Origin of the sequence: Herbaspirillum lusitanum (genome assembly GCF_026127345.1) — a bacterium.
Classification (GTDB): domain Bacteria; phylum Pseudomonadota; class Gammaproteobacteria; order Burkholderiales; family Burkholderiaceae_D; genus Herbaspirillum; species Herbaspirillum lusitanum.
This window is the reverse complement of sequence record NZ_QXFG01000007.1, coordinates 25,358-48,906: the sequence shown is the minus strand read 5'-3', so window position 1 is coordinate 48,906 and position 23,549 is coordinate 25,358. Positions and strand designations below refer to the sequence as shown.

The 23,549-nt window shown below is 61.7% G+C and carries 20 protein-coding genes; 7 read left to right on the top strand and 13 right to left on the bottom strand.

What is annotated here, in order from left to right:
• Positions 1–174: 174 nt before the first annotated feature.
• Positions 175–1,845, bottom strand: a complete 1,671-nt coding sequence (gene ilvD, locus DXT88_RS07680) for a dihydroxy-acid dehydratase (RefSeq protein WP_029363171.1) — start codon at positions 1,843–1,845, stop codon at positions 175–177.
• A gap of 209 nt (positions 1,846–2,054) precedes the next feature.
• Between ilvD and DXT88_RS07675 the strand changes: the two genes are divergently transcribed.
• Both DXT88_RS07675 and lgt read left to right on the top strand, forming a co-directional pair.
• Positions 2,055–2,960, top strand: a complete 906-nt coding sequence (locus DXT88_RS07675; protein WP_016833051.1) for a LysR substrate-binding domain-containing protein — start codon at positions 2,055–2,057, stop codon at positions 2,958–2,960.
• Positions 2,961–3,006: 46 nt separating this feature from the next.
• Positions 3,007–3,819, top strand: coding sequence for a prolipoprotein diacylglyceryl transferase (gene lgt, locus DXT88_RS07670; RefSeq protein ID WP_016833052.1), 813 nt, complete (start codon positions 3,007–3,009; stop codon positions 3,817–3,819).
• Positions 3,820–3,950: 131 nt separating this feature from the next.
• Here lgt and eda read toward each other — a convergent pair whose 3' ends face one another.
• Both eda and edd read right to left on the bottom strand, forming a co-directional pair.
• Positions 3,951–4,574, bottom strand: coding sequence for a bifunctional 4-hydroxy-2-oxoglutarate aldolase/2-dehydro-3-deoxy-phosphogluconate aldolase (gene eda / locus DXT88_RS07665; protein WP_016833053.1), 624 nt, complete (start codon positions 4,572–4,574; stop codon positions 3,951–3,953).
• Positions 4,571–6,424, bottom strand: coding sequence for a phosphogluconate dehydratase (gene edd, locus DXT88_RS07660; protein ID WP_265212411.1), 1,854 nt, complete (start codon positions 6,422–6,424; stop codon positions 4,571–4,573). The genes eda and edd overlap by 4 nt, the downstream gene beginning before the upstream one ends.
• A gap of 261 nt (positions 6,425–6,685) precedes the next feature.
• On the opposite strand from edd, the gene pgi reads away from it, so the two are divergent.
• The 5 genes from pgi to tal all read left to right on the top strand — a co-directional run bounded on the left by pgi (position 6,686) and on the right by tal (position 13,068).
• On the top strand, positions 6,686–8,344 hold the full coding sequence (gene pgi, locus DXT88_RS07655) for a glucose-6-phosphate isomerase (protein WP_265212409.1): 1,659 nt from the start codon (positions 6,686–6,688) through the stop codon (positions 8,342–8,344).
• Positions 8,345–8,391: 47 nt separating this feature from the next.
• Positions 8,392–9,861: a glucose-6-phosphate dehydrogenase gene (gene zwf, locus DXT88_RS07650; RefSeq protein WP_029363173.1), complete on the top strand. Its 1,470-nt coding sequence runs from the start codon at positions 8,392–8,394 to the stop codon at positions 9,859–9,861.
• Positions 9,862–9,928: 67 nt separating this feature from the next.
• Complete coding sequence (locus DXT88_RS07645; protein WP_116433752.1) at positions 9,929–10,783, top strand: SIS domain-containing protein; 855 nt, start codon at positions 9,929–9,931, stop codon at positions 10,781–10,783.
• A 64-nt stretch (positions 10,784–10,847) separates the two neighbouring features.
• Positions 10,848–12,077, top strand: a complete 1,230-nt coding sequence (locus DXT88_RS07640) for an AGE family epimerase/isomerase (RefSeq protein WP_265212404.1) — start codon at positions 10,848–10,850, stop codon at positions 12,075–12,077.
• Positions 12,078–12,132: 55 nt separating this feature from the next.
• Positions 12,133–13,068 carry a transaldolase gene (gene tal, locus DXT88_RS07635; protein WP_016833058.1) on the top strand — a complete coding sequence of 312 codons (936 nt, stop codon included), beginning with the start codon at positions 12,133–12,135 and terminating at the stop codon, positions 13,066–13,068.
• Between the two features lie 87 nt (positions 13,069–13,155).
• On the opposite strand, the gene DXT88_RS07630 is transcribed toward tal, so the two are convergent.
• The 10 genes from DXT88_RS07630 to DXT88_RS07585 form a co-directional block, all read right to left on the bottom strand.
• Positions 13,156–14,007: an ABC transporter permease gene (locus DXT88_RS07630; RefSeq protein ID WP_029363174.1), complete on the bottom strand. Its 852-nt coding sequence runs from the start codon at positions 14,005–14,007 to the stop codon at positions 13,156–13,158.
• Between the two features lie 51 nt (positions 14,008–14,058).
• The gene (locus DXT88_RS07625) at positions 14,059–14,868 is read right to left on the bottom strand and encodes an ABC transporter ATP-binding protein (RefSeq protein ID WP_016833060.1); all 810 of its coding nucleotides are present in this window, start codon (positions 14,866–14,868) and stop codon (positions 14,059–14,061) included.
• A gap of 187 nt (positions 14,869–15,055) precedes the next feature.
• Positions 15,056–16,093: an ABC transporter substrate-binding protein gene (locus DXT88_RS07620; protein ID WP_016833061.1), complete on the bottom strand. Its 1,038-nt coding sequence runs from the start codon at positions 16,091–16,093 to the stop codon at positions 15,056–15,058.
• Positions 16,094–16,164: 71 nt separating this feature from the next.
• Positions 16,165–17,412: a CaiB/BaiF CoA transferase family protein gene (locus tag DXT88_RS07615; protein ID WP_029363175.1), complete on the bottom strand. Its 1,248-nt coding sequence runs from the start codon at positions 17,410–17,412 to the stop codon at positions 16,165–16,167.
• 17 nt (positions 17,413–17,429) lie between these two features.
• Positions 17,430–18,497: an alpha/beta hydrolase family protein gene (locus DXT88_RS07610; RefSeq protein WP_265212400.1), complete on the bottom strand. Its 1,068-nt coding sequence runs from the start codon at positions 18,495–18,497 to the stop codon at positions 17,430–17,432.
• Between the two features lie 91 nt (positions 18,498–18,588).
• Complete coding sequence (recR, locus tag DXT88_RS07605; protein ID WP_016833064.1) at positions 18,589–19,185, bottom strand: recombination mediator RecR; 597 nt, start codon at positions 19,183–19,185, stop codon at positions 18,589–18,591.
• The gene (locus tag DXT88_RS07600) at positions 19,182–19,484 is read right to left on the bottom strand and encodes a YciI family protein (protein WP_016833065.1); all 303 of its coding nucleotides are present in this window, start codon (positions 19,482–19,484) and stop codon (positions 19,182–19,184) included. The genes recR and DXT88_RS07600 overlap by 4 nt, the downstream gene beginning before the upstream one ends.
• Before the next feature lie 52 nt (positions 19,485–19,536).
• Positions 19,537–19,863: a YbaB/EbfC family nucleoid-associated protein gene (locus DXT88_RS07595; protein ID WP_029363177.1), complete on the bottom strand. Its 327-nt coding sequence runs from the start codon at positions 19,861–19,863 to the stop codon at positions 19,537–19,539.
• A 100-nt stretch (positions 19,864–19,963) separates the two neighbouring features.
• A complete protein-coding gene (locus DXT88_RS07590; protein WP_265212395.1) occupies positions 19,964–21,976 on the bottom strand; it encodes a DNA polymerase III subunit gamma/tau in 2,013 nt (670 codons plus the stop codon).
• Positions 21,977–22,092: 116 nt separating this feature from the next.
• A complete protein-coding gene (locus tag DXT88_RS07585) occupies positions 22,093–23,538 on the bottom strand; it encodes a mannose-1-phosphate guanylyltransferase/mannose-6-phosphate isomerase (RefSeq protein ID WP_265212393.1) in 1,446 nt (481 codons plus the stop codon).
• Positions 23,539–23,549: the final 11 nt, after the last annotated feature.

The following is a 23,549-nucleotide window of genomic DNA, read 5'->3' as shown; positions in this document are numbered from 1 at the left end:
TATTCTACAACCGATTGGAAGGACAGCTGTATGCGCCGGCGCATATAAACATCATGTTTTTTGACGTGCATGCGGCAGATAAAAACGAGATGCGTTTACCGATGAGGAAACGTATTAAAAAAGCCGGATCGCTCCGGCTTTTTTACCACTTGCGCATGGCATTGAAAAACGCCATCAGCCCGTAACGGCGCCCTTGCTGGCAGTCGACGCCAACGTCGCGTACTTGGCCAATACGCCGCGCGTGTAACGCGGCGCCGGTTGCTTCCAGTGGCTGCGGCGGCGCTCGATTTCAGCGTCGTCGACATTGAGCTGGATCAGCAACTGGCGCGCATCGATGGTGACCGAGTCGCCCTCTTCCACCAGACCGATGACGCCGCCGACGAACGCTTCCGGCGCCACGTGACCGACCACCATGCCCCAGGTGCCGCCGGAGAAACGGCCGTCGGTGATCAGTCCGACCGATTCGCCCAGGCCCTTGCCGATCAGCGCGGAAGTCGGCGCCAGCATTTCCGGCATGCCGGGGCCGCCCTTCGGTCCCAGGTAGCGCATCACGAGCACGTCGCCCGGCTTGATCTTGTCGGCCAGGATGGCGTCCATGGCGCTGTATTCATCGTCGAATACACGGGCCGGGCCGGTAATGACCGGATTCTTGAGGCCGGTGATCTTGGCCACGCAGCCTTCCGGCGCCAGGTTGCCCTTGAGGATGGCCAGATGGCCTTGCTTGTACAGCGCCTTGTCGATCGGACGAATGACATCCTGGTCGGCGCGCAGCCCAGGGATATTCGCCAGTTCTTCGGCCAGCGTCTTGCCGGTGATGGTCAGGCAGTCGCCATGCAGCAGGCCGGCTTCGTGCAACACCTTCAGCACTGCCGGGATGCCGCCGGCCTTGTGCAGGTCGGTGGCGACATATTTGCCGGACGGCTTGAGATCGCAGATGACCGGGACTTTCTGGCGCACGCGCTCGAAGTCGTCGATGGTCCATTCGACTTCCGCCGCGTGGGCGATGGCCAGGAAGTGCAGCACGGCGTTGGTGGAGCCCCCGGTCGCCATGATCAGCGAGACGGCGTTCTCGATCGACTTGCGCGTGATGATGTCGCGCGGCTTGATGTCCTTCTTGACGGCTTCGACCAGCACGCGCGCCGACTCGGCGGCGGAGCCGGTCTTTTCGTCGTCGGGGTTGGCCATGGTCGAGGAGTAGAACAAGCCCATGCCCAGCGCTTCGAACGCCGACGACATGGTGTTGGCGGTGTACATGCCGCCGCAGGAACCGGACGAAGGACAGGCATTGCGCTCAATGCCGTCGAAGTCTTCCTGCGACATGCGGCCGGCGGAGAATTCACCGACGGCTTCAAAGGCCGAGACGATGGTCAGGTCCTTGCCTTTCCAGTTGCCTGGCTTGATGGTGCCGCCGTAGACGTAGATGCCCGGCACGTTGGTGCGCGCCAGCGCGATCATGCCGCCCGGCATGTTCTTGTCGCAGCCGCCGATGACGACGACGCCGTCCATCCACTGGCCGTTGACCGCCGTCTCGATGCAGTCGGCAATGACTTCGCGCGAAATCAGCGAGTACTTCATGCCTTCCGTGCCCATCGACATGCCGTCGGAAATGGTCGGCGTGCCGAACACCTGCGGATTGGCGCCGGCCTGCTTAATCGCGGAAATCGCCACGTCGGCCAGCTTTTGCAGGCCGGAGTTGCAGGGTGTGATGGTGGAATGACCGTTGGCGATGCCGATCATCGGCTTGTCGAAGTCTTCCTTTTCATACCCGAGGGCGTAATACATCGAGCGATTGGGGCTACGCGAAACGCCTTGGGTAATGTTCTTTGAACGGCGGTTGAATGACATTGCTGGTCTCCTGGAGGAATTCAAACTGAGTGAACTGAGCCGAAATAGGTGTGGGCAGGCTCGCACCAGAAGCGAAACTGGCGCGAACCTGTCCGATTGTTCGATGATGGCGCGGACGCGGTTCTGGCTGCCGGTTAGAGTGCCTTGCGCGATGCCTGCTGTCAAATATATGATTCATTACCGATAAATATGGATTGCATATTACTAGAATGAATACCGAGTCCCGCCTGGAGCTGCGCCAACTGCGCTATTTCGTCGCCGTTGCCGAGGAAAAACACTTCGGCCGCGCCGCCATCCGGCTGCATATGACGCAACCGCCGTTGTCGCAAACCATCCAGGCGCTGGAAGAAATGCTGGGCACGCCGCTGTTTGCCCGCACCAAGCGCAGCGTCGCGTTGACGCCGGCCGGGCTGGCCCTGCTGCCCGAAGCGCAGCGCCTCCTGCAACAGGCGAGCGCACTGCCCGACCTGGCGCGACGTGCCGCCAGCGGTGCTTCCGGACTGCTCTCATTGTCATTCATCTCGACTGCCGACTACAGCATCTTGCCGCCGCTGCTGCAGCGCTTCCGCGCGCGCTATCCGCAGGTGCAGATCGACCTGCGCGAAGCCACCACCGACATCCAGCTGGAAGACCTGATGCAGGGCAAGATCGACGCCGGCCTGCTGTTGCCGCCGCTGCCGGACAAATCCAAGGCCGCGCTTGATTACCTGCCGCTGCTGTCGGAACCGCTGGTGGCCGCGGTCCCGAGCGGCGTGGTGCGCGGCAAGAACGCCGTAGCGCTCAAAAGCCTGCGCGAGCTGCCCCTGATCATTTTCCCGCGCCGCATTTCGCCCGCCTTTCACGACACCATCCTGAGCTGCTTCCGTGATGCCGGCGTGACGCCGCACATCGGCCAGGAAGCGATCCAGATGCAGACCATCGTCGGCCTGGTGTCGGCTGGCATGGGCATGGCACTTGTGCCACAATCCGTGTCTAACCTGCAGCGTCCCGGCGTCGATTACCGCCCGCTGAGCGGCAAGACGCCCCTGATTGAAACCGGGCTGGCCTGGCGACGCGACAGTGCGTCGCCGGTGCTGCGCGCGTTTCTTGACATGGTGGCGTCACCGCCGGCCTGAGCCGGTTTGCCACCTTCATCACCTACTATCGTTTGAAAGAATTTCCATGCTGATCCACCCGATGCCCGACCCGATCGCCTTTTCCATCGGCCCGCTGCAGGTGCACTGGTACGGCCTGATGTATCTGCTGGCGTTCGCCCAGTTCATCGCGCTGGGCCGCCTGCGCATCAGACAACCGCACATCGCCGCGGTCGGCTGGAAGAAGGAAGACCTCGACGACATGCTGTTCTACGGCGTCCTGGGCGTGGTCATCGGCGGGCGTCTCGGCGAAGTCCTGTTCTATAACCCGAGCTACTATTTCGCCAATCCGGCCGACATCATCGCGGTATGGAAAGGCGGCATGTCCTTCCACGGCGGCTTCCTCGGCGTAATGATCGCAATGTACATCTGGGGTCGCAAGCGCGGTCGCCATCTGATGGACATCATGGACTTCATCGCGCCGATGGTGCCGCTGGGCTATGCAGCCGGCCGCCTCGGCAACTTCATCAACGCCGAACTGCCGGGCCGCGTCGCCGATGCCTCGCTGCCGTGGGCCATGATCTGGCCCAACGTCGACAACCTGCCGCGCCATCCTTCGCCGATCTACCAGATGCTGGTCGACGGCATCCTGCTGTTCGTCATCCTGTGGTTCTTCTCGCGCAAGCCGCGCCCGCGCATGGCGGTGGCCGGCATGTTCTCGCTGCTGTATGGCTGCGCACGCTTCTTCACCGAATATTTCCGCACCCCGGACTACAACGTCAGCTTCGGTGGCATCACGATTTCAGCGGGACAGATGCTGTCGGTGCCGATGATTATTCTCGGCATCGTGTTGCTGGTGGCGGCGTATAAGAAAAAGAGCGCGGCGGTGTCGCCGGTGTAAGCCGAAAACTGGAGTTGAAGCCCGCATAAAATCTGCCGCTGCAAACGACAACGCCCTTGCTGGAATCAGCAAGGGCGTTGTGCATTGTGACGCTGCGCTACCGCGAAAGCGCCACCGGGATTACATGAGGATTACAGACGCAGTGCGCTGGCCGCCTTGGCCAATGCGGTGATCTTGTGCCAGTCGCCGATTTCGATGGCGTTCTTCGGCGTCAGCCAGGAACCGCCGACGCAGGCGACGTTCTTGCAGGCTAAAAATTGCGGCGCGGTCTCTTGCGAGACGCCGCCTGTCGGGCAGAACGTGACGTCGCCCAGCGGACCGGCAATCGCGTTGAGCATGCCGATGCCGCCTGCCTGCATCGCCGGGAACAATTTCAACTGGCGGAAACCGGCTTCGCGCGCCGCCATCACTTCCGACGGCGTCATCACGCCCGGCAGCAAAGGCAGGCCGCTGGACTTGGCGGCGGCGATCAGCGCTGCCGTCAGGCCGGGCGAGACGCCGAATACGGCGCCGGCATCGCGCGAGGCGGTGAATTCTTCCGGGCTGGTCAGGGTGCCGACGCCGACGATGGCGTCAGGCACCTGTTCGGCGATGGCGCGGATCGCGGGCAGGCCGTGTTCGGTGCGCAGGGTCACTTCGAGCACGCGGATGCCGCCTGCCACCAGCGCCTTGGCCAGCGGCACGGCGTGTTCCAGTTTGTCGATGGCGATCACGGGGATGACCGCCGAAGTACGCATGATTTCCAGGATATTCATACTGTCGCTTTCTCATTTTCGAGGATTGGAGGCAGACCAAAGCTGGTGCCGCCCTCTTCTGCCGCGCTCACATTGGCGCGGAACACGCCGAACAATTCACGGCCCATGCCGGTCTGGTTGCCTGCCAGGTTGGCGGTATCCGATGTGCGCGCAGCCCATTCGGTTTCCGACACCAGCGCTTCCAGGATGCCGGCTTCGGCGTCCAGACGAATCATATCGCCAGTCCGCACAAAACCCAACGGTCCGCCGGCCAGGACTTCCGGCGTCACGTGGATCGCCGCCGGCACTTTGCCCGATGCGCCCGACATGCGGCCGTCGGTGACCAGCGCCACGTGGCGGCCCTTGTCCTGCAGGATGCCCAGCGCCGGCGTTAGCGCATGCAGTTCCGGCATGCCGTTGGCGCGCGGCCCCTGGAACGTCAGGACGGCGACGAAATCCTTGTCCAGCTCACCGGCCTTGAAGGCCTTCATGAAGGCTTCCTGCGAATGGAACACGATGGCCGGCGCCTGCACGGCGCGGTGCTCGTGCTTGACTGCCGAGACCTTGATGACCGAGCGGCCCAGATTGCCTTGCAGCAGCTTCAGGCCGCCGTCTGCCGAGAACGGGTTGGTCGCGGGACGCAACACGGTATCGTCGCCGCTGTCTTTCGGCGTCGCCTTCCAGGTGACCTTGCCGGCATCGTCGAACAACGGTTCCGTGGCGTGGGCGCGCAGGCCCTGGCCCAGGATGGTCATGACGTCGTCATGCATCAGACCGGCGTCGATCAGCTCGCGCAACACGAAACCGGTGCCGCCGGCGGCGTGGAAATGATTGACGTCGGCAGTGCCATTCGGATAGATGCGCGTCACCAGCGGCACGACCGAGGACAGCTTGGAGAAATCATCCCAGTCGATCACCAGGCCGGCGGCCTTGGCGATGGCGACCAGATGCAGCGTGTGATTGGTAGAGCCACCCGTCGCCAGCAGCGCGACGATGGCGTTGACGATGGACTTCTCGTCGACCAGGCGGCCGACCGGTGTGTACTGCTGGCCTTGCGCGGTAATCTTCAGCGCCTGTTTGGCGGCGGCGGCGGTCAGCGCGTCGCGCATCGGCGTGTTCGGGGTGATGAAGGCGGAACCGGGCAAATGCAGGCCCATCGCTTCCATCAGCATCTGGTTGCTGTTGGCGGTGCCGTAGAAGGTGCAGGTGCCGGCATCGTGATACGACTTCGATTCGGCTTCGAGCAATTCGGCGCGGCCGATCTTGCCTTCTGTATACAACTGGCGGATCTTGACCTTTTCACTATTGGTCATGCCGCTGGTCATCGGACCGGCGGGAACAAATACCGCAGGAATGTGGCCGAAGTGCAATGCGCCGATCAGCAGGCCGGGTACGATCTTGTCGCACACGCCCAGGTACAGCGCGGCGTCGAACATGTTGTGCGACAGCGCGACTGCGGTGCCCATGGCGATGGCGTCGCGCGAGAACAGCGACAGCTCCATGCCGGTCTGGCCTTGCGTGATGCCGTCGCACATGGCGGGCACGCCGCCGGCGAACTGCGCCACGCCGCCGTCTTCACGCACCGCGTCGCGGATGATTTGCGGGTAGCGCTCAAAAGGTTGATGTGCCGACAACATGTCGTTGTATGACGAAACGATGGCGATGGAAGGCGCACGATCCTGCTTCAGTTTGAGCTTGTCGTTGGCGGGAAAAGCGGCGAAGCCGTGCGCCAGGTTGGTACACGACAGCGCTCCGCGTTGCACACCTTCATGACGCGCGGCGTCAAGGCGGGCGAGATAGGCGGTGCGATAGGGCCGACTACGTTCGGCGATGCGTCGCGTGACGCTGGCTAAGGTAGCGTTGAGAGACATGTTGGGTTCCTGATAGCGTTAACAAATGTAATTTTACTACAAAATTTTAAATAAAACTCCTTCTTTCGCTTGTTTTATCTGGCTACATTTAATTGAAACCATTTTGCATTTTCAAGCACTAACGACTGTAAACAGGCGCTGTACGAGATACAATCGGCATTGCACGACAATTAATATTGTAGTGAAATTACCATAAAAGTAGTAAATCCTGTATAGTAAAGATTCTTCCATACCCGTTACTTTCAGCCAAGATTGCAGAACATGCCGCATACAGCACTTACCGCGACCGCAGCCTTCCAAGCACTTTTGTCTCACCATGCCGAGGTCCGCGACCGGCACATGCGCGACCTGTTCGCCGCCGACCCCCAACGTTTCGACCACATGACCGTCAAGGCTGCCGGCATCCTGTTCGATTACTCCAAAAACCGTGTCGACAATACTACGCTCAAGTTGCTGTTCGAGCTGGCGCGCGAACGTGGCGTGGAGCGGCAACGCGCCGCCATGTTCAACGGCGAGAAGATCAACTTCACCGAACACCGTGCAGTCCTGCACACTGCCCTGCGCGCACCGCGCGGTCAGGCCCTGCAAGTTGATGGACAGCACATCGGCGCCGACGTTCATGCGGTTCTGGATCGCATTCACGGCTTCACCGAACGCGTGCGCGAAGGCCAGTGGCTGGGCCTGAGCGGCAAACCGATCACCGACATCGTCAACATCGGCATCGGCGGCTCGCATCTGGGTCCGCAAATGGCCTGCACGGCGCTGCGCACCTTCGCCCATCCGCGCCTGACGATGCACTTCGTCTCCAACGTCGACGGCCATGATCTGCACGATGCGCTGCAGCGCGTTGACGTCGAGACAACATTGTTCATCGTCGCCTCCAAGACCTTCACCACGCAGGAAACCATGATGAACGCCGGCTCGGCGCGCGACTGGTTCCTGCAACGCGCAAGCGTGGACGATCTGGCAAAGCACTTCGTCGCTGTCTCGACAAACACGGAAGCCGTACGCTCCTTCGGCATCGATACCGACAACATGTTCCCGTTCTGGGACTGGGTCGGCGGACGCTATTCGATGTGGTCGTCGATCGGCCTGTCGATTGCGCTGGCGATCGGCTTCAAGAATTTCAGCGAGCTGCTGGCCGGCGCCCATGCGATGGACAAGCATTTCTGCGAAGCGCCGCTGGAGCAGAACATGCCCATCATCCAGGCGCTGATCGGCATCTGGAACCGCAACTGCTTCAACAGCGAATCACTGTCGATCGCGCCTTACCATCACGACCTGCGCCACTTTCCCGCTTACCTGCAACAGCTGGAAATGGAAAGCAACGGCAAGCGCATCACGCGCGACGGCAGCGCCGTCGGCGTGGCGACTTGTCCGTTCATCTGGGGCGACGTCGGCACCAACGGTCAACACGCATTCTTCCAGCTGCTGCATCAGGGTACCGACATCACGCCGATCGATTTCATCGCCGTGCTGCACGCAACGCACGACTTGCCGGGCCATCATGCCGTGCTGCTGGCCAATTGCTTTGCGCAGTCGGAAGCCTTCATGCGCGGCAAGCAGGCCGAAGAGGTCCGCGAGGACCTGAAGAAGCTGGGCGTCGATGATGATGAAATCAATTTCCTGCTGCCGCACAAGACCTTCAGCGGCAACCGCCCGAGCAATACGCTGCTGCTCGACGCCTTGACGCCGGCCACGCTGGGCGCCCTGATCGCGCTGTACGAGCACAAGACCTTCGTGCAAGGCACGATCTGGGGCATCAACAGCTTCGACCAATGGGGCGTGGAACTGGGCAAGGTGCTGGCCAAGACCATCCAGTCGGAACTGTCGGGCGAAGCGGTGCCGGCGCGACACGACTGCTCCACCAATGCGCTGATTGCGCTGGCGAAGAAGGCCTTGTCCGATACAAAGAATTGATATGCCAATTTACGTTTACCGAACAACAAACCGACAAGAAGACTGCTATGGCTATTTCCGATTTTGACCTGGTTCTATTCGGCGGCACCGGCGACCTCGCCATGCGCAAGCTGTTGCCTGCGTTGTACGCGCGTGACCGTGCCCGCGATCTGGTGCCGAGCGCACGCATCATCTGTATCGGTCGCGACAACAAGAGCAATGAAGACTTCCTGCAAATCGTCGAGAAGAATTCCAAGCCGCACGTCAGCAGCGCCACTCTGGAAGCCGACGTCTGGCAGCGTTTCTGCGGCCGCATCCAATATGTCTCGCTGAACGCCAAGGAACCGGCCACCTACCAGAACCTGGTGGCCGCCATGCGCGACGATCCCGCGATCTCGCGCGTGTTCTACCTGGCGACGCCGCCGACTCTGTTCTCGATGATCTGCGACAATCTGTCGCAAGCCGGACTGGCGACACCGAATGCACGCGTAGTGCTGGAAAAACCGCTCGGCCACGACCTCGAAAGCGCCAAGGAAATCAACAAGCAGGTCGGCCGCTATTTCAGCGAATCGCAGATCTTCCGCATCGATCACTACCTCGGCAAGGAAGCCGTGCAGAACCTGCTGGCGCTGCGCTTCGGCAATGTGCTGTTCGAACCGCTGTGGCGTCGCGAATGGATTTCCGACGTGCAGATCACCATCGCCGAAGAACTCGGCGTGGGCGGCCGCTTCGATTACTACGACACGTCGGGCGCACTGCGCGACATGCTGCAAAACCATCTGCTGCAGCTGCTCTGCATCGTCGCGATGGAGCCGCCGGTATCGAATTCGGCCGACTCCGTACGCGATGAAAAACTGAAGGTCTTGCGCTCTCTCAAACGCTTTACGCCGAGCACGCTGGCCATGAACGTGGTGCGCGGCCAATATCGCGCCGGCCACGTCAATGGCGTGGCAGTGCCGGGCTATCGCAAGGAAGAAGACGCCAATCCCGATTCGCGCACCGAGACCTTCGTCGCCGTCAAGGCCGAGATCGACACCTGGCGCTGGGCCGGCGTGCCGTTCTACCTGCGCACCGGCAAACGCATGGCCGACAGCCTGGCCGAAATCGTGGTGCGCTTCAAGAGCGTGCCGCATTCGATCTTCGCGCAGAACAGCCGCAGCACGCCGAACTGCCTGGTGATCCGCCTGCAGCCGGACGAAGGCCTGCACATGAACCTGATGGCCAAGACGCCGGGCGACGGCATGCGCCTGAAGCCGGTGGAACTGGAACTGGATTTCCGCGAAAAATTCAAGACGCCACGCATGGAAGCCTACGAGCGCCTGCTGCTCGACGTGCTGCGCGGCCAGCTTACGCTGTTCATGCGCAGCGATGAACTGGAAGCAGCATGGGAATGGGTCGAGCCGATCCTGGAACACTGGGACCAGGAAGAAAGCGATCCGATTCCCTACAGCGCCGGCACCTGGGGCCCGGCCGCAGCCAGCGCGCTGATCGGTCGCGACGGCCTGCAGTGGCGTGAAGAAGCGCTGCCCGAAGTTTAAGTTCCAATCATGCGCCGAGACGATGACGTCACCGGCGGCATGCCATATCAGAGGCCCGACAAAGTCCATGCTACTCGACTCCATCCGCACGCATATCAATTCGCTCTCCAAATCGGAGAAGAAGGTAGCGGCCGCGATCCTCGCCAATCCGCAACTGGCGCTGCAGGAAAACCTGACCGCGCTGGCGAAGAATGCCGAGGTGTCGGAGCCGACCGTGATCCGCTTCTGCCGCGCCATTGGTTACGAAGGCTGGCATGACTTCAAGCTGAAGCTGGCGCAAAGCCTGGCGCTGGCGCTGCCCGGCGCGGACGAATCGCTGGCGCAGGACGACCTTGCGGTGGACCTGGTCAACAAGATCTGCAGCCGCTCGATCAACACGCTGCTGGACCTGCGCAATCATCTCAATCCGGACGCCATCCAGCTGGCGCTGGACGTGCTGGCGCGCGCCAGCAAGATCGAGTTCTACGGCCAGGGCACTTCGGGCATCGTGGCCAACGACGCGCAACACAAATTCTTCCGCTCGGGCGTGCCGACCGTGGCTTACTCCGATCCGCACATCCACAGCATCGCCGCCTCGCTGCTCAAACCCGGCGACGCCGTGGTGGCGATCTCGCAGCGCGGCGGCAACGCCGCGTTGCTGCGCAGCGTGCAGCTGGCGCGCAAGGGCGGCGCCGACATCATCGTGCTGGGACCGAGCGGCACGCCGCTGGCTGAACTGGCGACTGTCCTGGTGCCGATCGACCTCAGTTTCAACATCGACCCCTACACGCCGATTTCGGCGCGCCTCGCGCATCTGGTGGTGATCGACATCCTGGCGGTGGGCCTGGCGCTGCGGCGCGGCCCGGAGTTCCGCAAGAAGATGCAGAATGCCCAGAAGTCGCTGCAAAAATTCGACATGCAATTCGATTCGTTCTTCCGCTGATTTTTTTAGTTGATTTTTTTAGCTAACTCTTAATCTTAAGCTGATCTTTACGCCGAGCTTTTCCATGAATTCGACTACGACACAAACCACTCCTTTCCGCACGCCCGCCTTCCTGCACGAGCGCCTGCAACGCGACATCGGTTTCTTCACGCAACACGCGTTCGACCCCGCTGGCGGTTTCTTCCATTACCTCAACGACGACGGCAGCGTGTACGACACCAGCCGTCATCTGGTCAACAGCACGCGCATGGTGTTTTGCCACGCGCTGGCCTACCGGTTCAACGGCAAGGAAGAACATCGCGACGCCGTGCGCCACGGTCTCAAATTCCTGCAGGAACAGCATTGGCAACCGAGCTACGGCGGCTATGCCTGGGTGCTCAAGGACGGCGTGCCGGTCGACCGCACCCAGCATTGCTACGGCCTGGCCTTCGTGCTGCTGGCGTATGCCCATGCGTTTGAAATCGGCGTCGGGGAGGCCCGTGCCCACATCGATGCAACGTTCAACCACATGGAGAAACTGTTCTGGTCGGAGCAGTATGGCCTCTACGCCGACGAAGCAACGCCCGAAGGCGTGGTCTCGGACTATCGCGGCCAGAACGCCAACATGCACAGTTGCGAAGCCTTGCTGGCCGCCTTCGAGGCGACCGGCGAACCGCGCTTCCTGCATCGCGCCGAACGCCTCGCGCGCAACATCACGGTACGCCAGGCGGCACTGGCCAACGGCTGGATCTGGGAACACTACAGCGCCGACTGGAAGATCGACTGGGAATACAACAAGCACGACAACACCAACATGTTCCGCCCCTGGGGCTACCAGCCGGGCCACATGACGGAATGGTCCAAGTTGCTGCTGATCCTCGAACGCCACGCCGAGCACTTGCAGGACGATGCCAGCTGGCTGGCGCCGCGCGCCCGCGCCCTGTTCGACGCCACCATTCCGGTGGCGTGGGATGAAGAGCACGGCGGCCTGTTCTACGGCATCGCGCCCGACAACAGCGTCTGCGACGGCGACAAGTATTTCTGGGTGCAGGCCGAGTCGCTGGCGACCGCCGCCCTGCTGGCGCAACGCACCGGCGAAGACATCTACTGGGAAGTCTACGACCAGCTCTGGCAATACAGCATGCAGCACCTGATCGATCAGCAACGCGGCGGCTGGTATCGCATCCTGCGGCGCGACAATACGCGCTACGGCCCCGAAAAGCCGCCGCACGGCAAGACCGACTTCTATCATCCGCTGGGCGCGTATCTGGAATCGCTCAATGCCATCGGTGCGCCGTTGCCAAAAAAACGGTGAAGCCGGCATCCCACGTTAGAATGTCATTTAGTTCATCACATCGAGATTGATTGCCATGACTCAGCTAGACCAACTCAAGCAATACACCACCATCGTGGCCGACACCGGCGACTTCCAGGCGATGAAGGCATTCGCGCCGCAAGACGCGACGACAAACCCGTCGCTGATCCTCAAGGCCGTGCAAAAGGACGAGTACAAGCCGCTGCTGGAAAAGGTCGTGCGCGAGCATGGCAAGCTGGGCACCGATGGCATCATCGACCAGTTGCTGGTGGCCTTCGGCCTGGAGATTCTGAAGTTGATCCCCGGCCGCGTCTCGACCGAAACCGATGCGCGCCTGTCGTTCGACACCGAAGGCACCATCGCCAAGGGCCGCGCGCTGATCAAGCTGTATGAAGCGGCCGGCATCGGGCGCGAGCGCATCCTGATCAAGATCGCCTCGACCTGGGAAGGCATCCGCGCGGCCGAAGTGCTGGAAAAGGAAGGCATTCGCTGCAACCTGACGCTGCTGTTCTCGCTGCCGCAAGCGATCGCCTGCGCCGAAGCCAGGGTCCAGCTGATCTCGCCGTTCGTCGGCCGCATCTATGACTGGTTCAAGAAATCGTCCGGCCAGGAATATACCGGCGCCGACGATCCGGGCGTGCAATCGGTGCGCAGCATCTACACCTATTACCGCAAGTTCGGCTACGCCACCGAAGTCATGGGCGCGAGCTTCCGCAACACTTCGCAGATCGTCGAACTGGCCGGCTGCGACCTGCTGACCATCAGCCCGGACCTGTTGCAAAAGCTGGCCGAAAGCGATGCGCCGGTGGAACGCAAGCTGAGCAAGGAAGCCGCGCAATCGGCCGACCTCAAGCAAATTTCGCTGGACGAGAAGAGCTTCCGCCTGGCGCTCAACGACGACGCCATGGCATCCGAAAAGCTCGCCGAAGGCATCCGCCAGTTCTGCGCTGATGCCGTCAAGCTGGACAAGATCGTGGATGGCTTGCGCTGATCTTGCTGTCGCAGACGAAAAAAAGGGGCGCATCAGCGCCCTTTTTTTATTGCTGCGGCCGGTCCGAAGCCGGGCATGCTGCACCGGCTACATTTTTTCGGTCTCACCCGATTTCGGCTGCCACTTCATCAGGCGCTTCTCGATCACGCCCACGGCAACGTCGAGCACCAGCGCAAACGCCGTCAACACGACGATGCCGGCAAACACGGTGTTGATGTCGAAGCTGCCTTCCGCCTGCAAAATCAGATAGCCGACACCGCGCGCCGAACCCAGGTATTCACCCACCACGGCGCCGACGAAAGCCAGGCCGATGGACGTGTGCAGGCTGGAAAACACCCACGAGGTCGCCGACGGCAGGTACACCGTGCGCAGCAACTGACGCGCGTTGGCGCCGAGCATGCGGGCGTTGGCCAGCACCACCGGGCTGACTTCCTTCACGCCCTGGTAGACGTTGAAGAAGACGATGAAGAACACCAGCGTCACCGCCAGCGCCACCTTGGACCAGATGCCGAGGCCGAACCACATCGCGAAAATCGGCGCGAGGATGACGCGCGGCATCGAGTTGGCGGCCTTGACATAAGGATCAAGGATCGCCGACGCCAGCGGCGACAGCGCCAGCCACAGGCCGATGCCCAGGCCCAGTACGGTGCCGATGCCGAAAGCCAGCACGGTTTCGGTCAGCGTGACCAGCAGATGCGAATAGATTTCCGCCGGGAAGTTCAGCGTGAAGAAAGTGGTGTCGCCGAAACCGACTTCGAGTGAACCGCTGCCGACGGTGAACCACTGCCAGATGCGTACGGCGACCTTGAGCGGCTCGCCGAAGAAGAACGCGGTCTGTTCATTGCGCGTGGCGATATGCCACACCGCCAGTACCACGACCAGCACCAGCAATTGCCAGAAGAGCAGGTTTTTATGACTAGGTTTGAGGAGTTTCCACATGATGTTTCTTTGCCCGAATTTTTATAGGTGCCGGCCGCCGTTGGCTTAAGCCTAAGCCGCGGTCTTCTGTTGTTGATATCCCTTGAGCACTTCATCGCGCAGGACCGACCAGATCTGCTGGTGCAGTTCGACGAAGCGTGGATGCGTGCGAATCTCGGCGACGTCGCGCGGACGCGGCAGGTCGATCGTGAATTCGCCGATGGGGTGCGTGGCCGGACCGGCCGACAGCACGACCACGCGGTCCGACATGGCAATCGCTTCGTCGAGGTCGTGGGTGATGAACAGCACGGCTTTCTTCTTGGCGTTCCACAGGTCGAGCACTTCGTTTTCCATGAGCTGGCGGGTCTGGATGTCGAGCGCCGAGAACGGTTCATCCATGAGGATGATGTCCGGATCCATGATCAGCGTCTGCGCCAGCGCCACGCGCTTGCGCATGCCGCCGGACAGTTGATGCGGATAGCGGTCGCCGAAGCCCTTGAGGCCGACGCGCGCCAGCCATTGTTCACCGAGCGCCTTCGCTTCACCGTCTTCGAGGCCGCGGTATTGCAGGCCGGCGATGACGTTTTGCAACGCGCTGCGCCACGGCATCAGCGCTTCGGCCTGGAACATGTAGCCGGCGCGCTGGTTGATGCCGACCAGTTCTTCGCCGAACACCTTGATGCTGCCCGAAGAAGGTTGCAGCAGGCCGGCGCCGACATTGAGCAGGGTCGACTTGCCGCAGCCGGTCGGACCGACCACCGAGACGAACTCGCCCGGTGCGATCGCCAGCGTGGTATTGGCGACGGCGGTATAGCGCTGGTTGCGATCGTCTTTGGAAACGAAGGTGCAGGTAATGTCGTCGAGGAAAAGTGCTGGCGTCATAGCGAGGAGTCTCCGGCCAGGCCGAATTCTTGTATGTTGAAAAAAGACATCGAGAGGGACATCGGATGGTGCATCGGTTGGTGCATCGGTTGGTACATCGGCTATTACATCGTCACGGCAAAAATACGGCACTGAAAATTGCAGACGGGCACCCGAAGGCGCCCGTGTGTTTTGTATTACTCAACGCTTACTTGTGCTTGGCGTTGGCCTTCCTGGCGAACTCGTTGGTGTAAGTCCTGGACAGGTCGATCTTCTTGCTGGCCAGGTCAGGCTCGAATGCTTGCAACGTGCGCAGCGCAGTGGCGGGACCGGCGTCCGGGAAGATGCCGTCCGGCGACATCGCCTCACGCACCTTCAGGAAGGCCGAGATGTACAACGCGCGGTCGCCCAGCAGATAGCTTTCCGGCACCGCCTTGATGATGTCGGAAGGACCAGCTTGCTGGATCCACTTGAGCGCGCGCACCATGGCGTTGGTCAGGGCCTGGGTGGTGTTCGGATATTTCTTGATGAAAGCTTCCGGCGCATACAGCGTGGCAGCCGGCATCGGGCCGCCGAACACGTCGTTGGTGTCCTTCAGCGTACGGGTGTCGGCGATGATCTTGATCTCGTTTTTTTGCTCCAGCATGGAGATGACCGGATCCAGGTTGGCGATCGCATCAATCTGGCCGGAACGCAGCGCCGACAACGCGCCTGCTGCCGCGCCAACGCCGATGAAGGACACGTCGGTCGGCTTCAGGCCGGCCTTGGCCAGCACGAAACTGGCCATGATGCTGGTCGAGGAGCCGGGTGCGGTGACGCCGATCTTCTTGCCCTTCAGGTCGGCCACGCTCTTGTAGTTCGGCATGGTCTTGTTGCTGGCGGCCAGCACGATCTGCGGCGCGCGGCCTTGCAGCACGAAAGCGACGATGGGCTGGTTCTTTGCCTGCATGTTGATGGTGTGCTCGTAAGCGCCGGACACCACGTCCGCGCTGCCCCCGACCATGGCCTGCAGGGCCTTGGCGCCGCCGGCGAAATCGGAGATCTCGACTTGCAGGCCTTCATCCTTGAAGTAGCCGAGTTGCTCGGCGACCGTCAGAGGCAGGTAGTAGAACAGGTTCTTGCCGCCGACGGCGATGGAAACCTTCGGTTTTTCCAGCGCCTGGGCGAACAGGTTGGTGTTGAATGTCAGGTAGCCGGCCAGGAACAGCGCCAGCGCAATGGCGAATTGCTTCAGGTTGAATTTCATGTGGTCTCCTCCTATGATCTTTGCAATATCTGCTTGTGTTTTGCCGTGTCGTTCGGCAGTTTTCACTGCCTTCAAATGACCTTATCTTGGCGCAACTGCGCAATTTGTGCGTCATCATACCCCAGCGAACGCAAGATTTCAGCGTTATGCTGCCCGAGCTCCGGACCGATCCATTTGGTGCCGCCCGGCGTCTCCGACAATTTAGGCGTCACCGCAGGCAATTTGATCGGCGTACCGTCGGCAAATGCATGCTGTTCGAACATGTTGCGCGCCAGGAATTGCGGATCGCTCATCATGTCGCGCACCGAATAGATCTTGCCCACCGGCACGTCGGCGGCCTGCAGGATCGCCAGCGCCTCGTCGATGGTCTTGCCGCTGCACCAGGCCTGGATGGCGCGGTCGATTTCTTCGGTACGCGGCACACGGCCGTCGTTGCGCTCCAATTGCGGGTCGTTGGCCATGTCCGCGCGGTCGATGGCCAGCATCAGGCGCTTGAAGATGGCGTCGCCGTTGCCGGCGATCACGACGTTCTTGCCGTCGGCGGTGGTGTAGGTGTTGGACGGCACGATGCCGGGCAAGGCGCCGCCGGTGCGTTCGCGCACCACGCCGGCCTGGTCGAATTCGGGCACCAGCGATTCCATCAGGTTGAAGACCGATTCGTACAGCGCGACGTCGACCATCTGGCCCTGCCCTGCCACTCGCAGTTCTCCGTCCTTGCCGTTCCAGCGACCGCCGGTGACGTCGCGGTGGCGCAGCGCCATCATCGCGCCGATGACGCCATGCAAGGCGGCGACCGAGTCGCCGATGGAAATGCCGATGCGCACCGGCGGGCGATCCTGATGACCGGATACGTAGCGGATGCCGCCCATCGATTCGCCGATCGCGCCGAAGCCCGGCAAGTCCTTCAGCGGCCCAGTCTGGCCGTAGCCGGACAGGCGCACCATGATGATGGCGGGATTGAGTTTCTTCAGGTCTTCATAGCCGAGGTTCCATTTCTCCAGCACGCCGGGACGATAGTTCTCGATGATGATGTCGGCTTCCAGCGCCAGCTTGCGCGCGATGTCCTGGGCCTGCGGATCCTTCATGTTGAGGGTCAGGCTTTTTTTGTTGCGCGCCTGCACCGACCACCACAGCGAGGTGCCGTCCTTGAGCACGCGCCACTGGCGCAAGGGATCGCCGACGCCCGGCGCTTCGACCTTGATCACGTCGGCGCCGAATTCGGCCAGCATGCGCGAGCAGAACGGGCCGGCGATCAGCGTGCCGAGTTCAAGTACTTTGATGCCGGCCAACGGACCGGGAGATGGTGTAGTGGTTGTCATGAATGAGGAGTGGCAGGTTATTTCATCAATCCGTTCTTGTCCATCCAGGCCTGCACCAATGCAGCGACCTGATCGGAGTTGCGGTCCATCATCAGCATGTGGGAGTTGCCCTTGATGCCGTGTTGCGGCAGGTCGAGCCGGTCGGCCACACCGCCTTGCGCGCGCAACGCCCGCTGGAATTTGTCGGGCGCCACGATGTATTGCTTCCAGGACGTATTCTGATCGATGAAATCGCCCCACACAAACAGGAAGGGAATATTTTTCAGCGCAGAGATATCGACCTTGTCGGGATCGGGCGCACCGGATCCTTCGACGGCCACGATGGCCTTGATCTTGTCCGGCGCACGCAGCGCGGCGTTGATGGCGAAGTTGCCGCCCTGGCTGTGCACCACGATCACGCAGGGGCAGACCTTTTGCACCAGCGTATCGTAAGCGGCCTGCGTGGCGGCGTCATTGCTGGCCCAGCGCGGGATGCCCTGCTTGGAAAACTGGTCGTAGGCGGCGACCGGAAACTGCGTGCCGGCATAGGCCACGCGTTTGGCCGGATCGCTGTCGTAGGATCCAGCCGCGCCGATGCGGAACAGCTCCCAGCCTTCCTGCTTGGTGCGGAAGAACGGCTCGGTTTTGTAGACCTCGGGATAACGCGACCAGGAGGCGCGGCCGCGCTCCACGGCGTCGGTCACGTAGACGGAGTGTCCCTGCGTCAGGAAGAATTGCTGCCAGCCGGGAGCGCCGTCAGGTTTGGTTTCCCACGTCGTGCCGGCGAGGCCGCCGCCGTGCCACATGAGCAGCGGATAGCGGGCCCGCGGATTTTTCAGCTTGATGTATTGGGCGTACATCTGGCCGGTTTCAAAGTCGCCGTTGGGATCGACCTTGCGCGATGCGGCGCCTTCGGTAAACACGATTTCGCGCGACGGCAATCCCGCCAGCGTCACCTGCTTGCCGCCGACGTGGAAACTGCCGACTTCCGCGACCTCGTAGCTGCGCTCCGTCGGCGAGGCGGCGCAACCGGCCAATGCCAATATTGCCGCCAGCATCGATGCCGGCAAGCGCAAACGAACGGAACAACGGGAAAGAAATTGCATGTTTGTCTCCTGGATGGATTGGATCATCCCTGGCGTCTGCTCTGCGGCAGATCGTCCGTCATGATGCGCTGGTCACCACGGCATCAGGTGATCAGGTGGTGCGCCGGTCCAGCATGGCGCGCGCGATGGTGCCGGCGTCCACGTATTCCAGCTCGCCGCCGACCGGTACGCCGCGCGCCAGGCGGCTGACCTTGAGGCCGCGCGCCTTGAGCGTCTCGCTGATGTAATGTGCGGTGGCTTCGCCTTCGTTGGTGAAATTGGTGGCCAGTACGACTTCGGCGACCACGCCGTCGGTCGCGCGCGTGATCAGTTTTTCAATGTGGATGTCCTTGGGACCGACGCCGTCCAGCGGCGACAGGCGTCCCATCAGCACGAAGTACAGGCCCTTGAAGGTCAGCGTCTGCTCGATCATCAACTGGTCGCTCGGCGTCTCGACCACGCACAAGGTCGTGGTGTCGCGGCCGCCGTCCTGGCAGGTATCGCAGATGACTTGCTCGGTGAAGGTATTGCACAGCGCGCAGTGACGGATCGTCTCGGCCGCCTGGGCCAGCGCGCGGCTCAGTTGCAGGGCACCGTCGCGGTCGTGCTGCAGCAGGTGATAGGCCATGCGCTGCGCCGATTTGGGACCGATGCCGGGAAGGGTGCGCAGGGATTCCGTGAGCTGGGTAAGACTGGACGGGGTTTTCAATTTCGGTCTGAGGTATGCCGGAAGACGGATAGTGCTTCGGCCGTCATGGATGGAACAAATTCGGTGATTTCATATTCGGCGACGCCGCCGATATAGAACGGATCGGTTTCGATGATCGCTTCGACTTCGGCGCGATCAGTCGCATCGGCGATGATGATGCCGCCGCTGCGCGGGACCTTGCGGCCGGACATGAGGAACACGCCGTCGGAATACTGCTCGTTCAGGAATTGCTTATGCGCGGTCAGCAGCGAATCGATTTCGCTTGCTGGCTTGGTATAGGTAATCGAGATCACGAACATGATGCCTCCTCATGAAAGCAGCCTGCAAAATCGTCGCGACTTCGCTGTCGCGTCAGAACGGCATCTTGAAGCCCGGCGGCAAAGGCATGCCGGAGGTCATGCCAGCCATCTTTTCCTGCGAGGTTGCTTCAGCCTTGCGTACGGCGTCATTGAAGGCGGCGGCGACCAGGTCTTCCAGCATGTCCTTGTCGTCGGCCAGCAGCGACGGGTCGATGGTGACGCGCTTGACGTCATTCTTACAGGTCATCACGACTTTGACCAGCCCTGCGCCGGACTGTCCTTCGACTTCGATCAATGCAAGCTGGTCCTGCATCTTCTTCATGTTGTCCTGCATCGCTTGAGCCTGCTTCATCAAGCCTGCCAGTTGGCCTTTCATCATGGTCATACTCCTTGTTAACTAAATTGATTCATCTTGTTTCGGCCGTGGCGGAAATGGAACATTCGGCATATTCCACGCTTCCTCCCCGGCAATCTGCTTCTTACAACGGCCGGATCGATCCCGGCACGATGGAGGCATCGAATTCGCGCATCATGACCTGGACGAACGGATCGTTTTGCATGGTCTGCTCGGCTTCACGCTGTCGTTCGGCGCGATCGGCTTGCGCCCTGGCGTTGGCCGTCAGCGCCACGGCGCCGATTTCGGTTTCGACGCGTACGTTCTTGTTGAAACGCTCGCCCAGCACGGCAGTCAGTTTTTCGATGTTGCCCGAGGCGCGCAGGGTTTCCACCGGAATGCGCAAATGGAAAATCACGCTGTTGCCGCTCTGCTCGCAGCGCACCAGTTCGCTCTGCTGCGCCATTTGCGCCACCATGCCGCGCAACGACAGATCGGCGGCCAGTTGCGGCCAGTTGCCGTCCCAGCCGAGTTCGGCGGCGATCCTGGCAGTTTGTGCCGCCATCGCCGGCGTCACTGTGCTGGCAGGCGCCGCAGCGACGACAATGGCGTCGTCTGCCGCCGGTGCAGCCGCTGCCAACCCGGCTACGGCGTTGCCTGCTGAATATTGTTCAGTTTTTTTTTGAGCAGCGGCGGTTGCCGGCTCTTCATCCCACGGCGGCGGCGCCCGCTCGTCCAGTGCCGCCGGAACCGCTGAAGGCGCCGGAGCTGGCGCAGCAACAGCTGGTCCCGCAGCTGGTGCTGCAGCCGGACGCGGCGAACTCTTGCCGGAGGCTGCACGGGCAGCTTCCAGGGCGGCGGCGCGCGCGGAATTGGCCGGCCCCGCAGGCGCAGCGGGAGCCGCTGCGGCAGGACGCGCAACCGGCGTGCTGGCAGTAGCGACGTGCGGCGCGGCGCTCAAAGGCGCGACCGCAGGATTCGGACGCGACGGTGCCGCAGCCTGGGGCCGTGCCGCCGCTGTCGGTGCGGGAGCGCTGCCGGCAGCGGCCGCATTGGCAGCCACGGGACGGAAGGCCAGCATGCGCAACAAGGTCATGCTGAAGCCGGCATATTCGTCCGGCGCCAAGCCGAGTTCGTTGCGGCCGTGCACGACAATCTGATAGAACAACTGCGCTTCTTCAGCGCTGAATTGCGACGCCAGACGCACGATGTCTTCGCGCTGCGGCAAGTCTTCGGCCAGTGCCGCCGGAACGGTCTGCGCCAGTGCGATCTGGTGCAACAAGGTTGCCAGGTCTTGCAGCGCGGCGTTGTAAGACAGGCTGCGCGTGGCCATCTCATCGGCCACGGCGAGCAAGCCGCTGCCGTCTTGTGTGGCCAGCGCATCGAGCACACGGATCAGGTAGGACTGGTCGAGGGCGCCGAGCATGCCCTGCACCGCTTCCAGCGTGACCTTGCCGGCGGCGTAGGCGATCGCCTGGTCGGTCAGCGACAGCGCGTCGCGCATCGAGCCGTGCGCACCTTGCGCCAGCAGGCGCAGCGCGGGTGCTTCGAATTCAATGTTTTCCTGCCCGAGGATGTTGTCCAGATGGCCGATGATGTGGCCCGGCGGCATCTGCTTCAGATTGAACTGCAGGCAGCGCGACAGCACGGTCACGGGAATCTTTTGCGGATCGGTCGTCGCCAGGATGAACTTGACGTGCTCCGGCGGCTCCTCCAGCGTCTTCAGCATGGAGTTGAAGGCATGATTGGTGAGCATGTGCACTTCGTCGATCATGTAGACCTTGAAGCGCGCATTGGACGGCGCGTAGACCGCCTGCTCCAGCAATTGCGCCATTTCGTCGACGCCGCGGTTGGAGGCCGCATCCATTTCGATGTAATCGACAAAGCGGCCGGCGTCAATGGCGACGCAGGCATCGCAGACGCCGCACGGCTGGGCGGTGATGCCGCCATTGCCGTCAGGGCCCTGGCAGTTCAGCGATTTGGCCAGGATGCGCGACAAGGTCGTCTTGCCGACGCCGCGGGTGCCGGTAAACAGGTAGGCGTGATGCAACCGTTGCTGTTCCAGCGCATGCGTCAGCGCCCGCACGACGTGCTCCTGCCCGACCAGCGTGTCGAAGCTGCGGGGGCGGTATTTACGGGCGAGGACTTGGTAGGACATAAACGTGAGGTTACCTGCGTGGGTTCAGACGGGCATTTTATTCTATTTCGCGCCCGTCTTTGCCGACTATCGCCGAATTGCCCGGATTCGCCCCGCGCCTGCAGGACGAGGCCGGCTCACTTGCGCCCATAGGTATCGTCGAAGCGCACGATATCGTCTTCGCCAAGATAGCTGCCGGATTGCACTTCTATCATTTCCAGCGGGAATTTTCCGGGATTTTCCAGCCGGTGCGTGACGCCCAGCGGGATGTAGGTGGACTGGTTCTCGGACAGCAGGAACACTTCCTCGCCGCGCGTGATGCGCGCCGTGCCCTTGACGATGATCCAATGCTCGGCGCGATGGTGATGCATCTGCAGGCTCAGCGAACAACCGGGATTGACAACGATGCGCTTGACCTGAAAACGCTCGCCGCTGTCGATGGAGTCGTACCAGCCCCAGGGGCGATGGATCTTGCGATGCGTGAGCGCTTCGCCGCGCTGCTGTCCCTTGAGACGGGAGACGATGCTCTTGATGTCCTGCATCTTGTTTTTGTCGGCCACCAGCACCGCATCCGGTGTTTCGACGATGACCATGTTGTCGATACCGACACAGGCGACCAGCCGTCCTTGCGCGAACACCAGGTTATCCGAAGCCTGCTCCAGCATGACGTCGCCACGGATGACGTTGCCGGCGCCGTCCTTTTCAGCCACTTGCCACAAGGCGTCCCACGCGCCGACGTCGGACCAGCCTGCCGACAACGGAATGATGCGGCCTTCAATACCCAGATCGGGCGTATCGGCCAATTTTTCCATCACGGCATAGTCGATGGAATCGGCAGGACATGCCTCGAATGCCGCCTTGTCGATGCGATAGAAATCGTTGTCCTGCTTGCCGCCGTCGAAAGCCGCCCGGCAGGCCTTGCTCATGGCCGGCTGGAAACGCTCGATGGCGCGCAGCCAGACGCTGGCGCGCATCACGAACAAACCGCTATTCCAGAGGTAGTCGCCGGAATCAACATAGCCTTGCGCGGTTGCGGCATCCGGCTTCTCGACGAAACGGGCGATCGCATGCGCATCGTCAATCTGCGCACCGCGCTGGATGTAACCGTAACCGGTCTCGGGACGATCGGCGACGATGCCGAAGGTCACCATGGCGCCGGCAGCCGCGTGCGGCACTGCTTGCCGGATTGCCGACTGGAAGGCGTCAACGTCGCGGATGACATGATCGGCCGGCATGATCAGCAGCACCGGATCATCACCGTTCTGCGCCGCCAGCAACGCGGCGAGAGTCAACGCCGGAGCCGTATTGCGCCCGACCGGCTCAAGCACGATGTGCTTGCTTTCTTTGCCCACCGCCCGCAATTGTTCGGCTGTGATGAACCGGTATTCTTCGTTGCATACGACGACAGGCGCATTGACCAGGCTATATGCGGCGTCAGCGGCCTGCACTCGCAGCGCCGTGGCCTGCAGCATGGTTTCAGCACCTACCAGGGATAGCAATTGCTTGGGATACTGTTCTCGGGAAAATGGCCACAACCGTGTGCCTGAGCCGCCCGAAAGAATTACTGGCTGCAAATGGATCATCAAATCTGTCT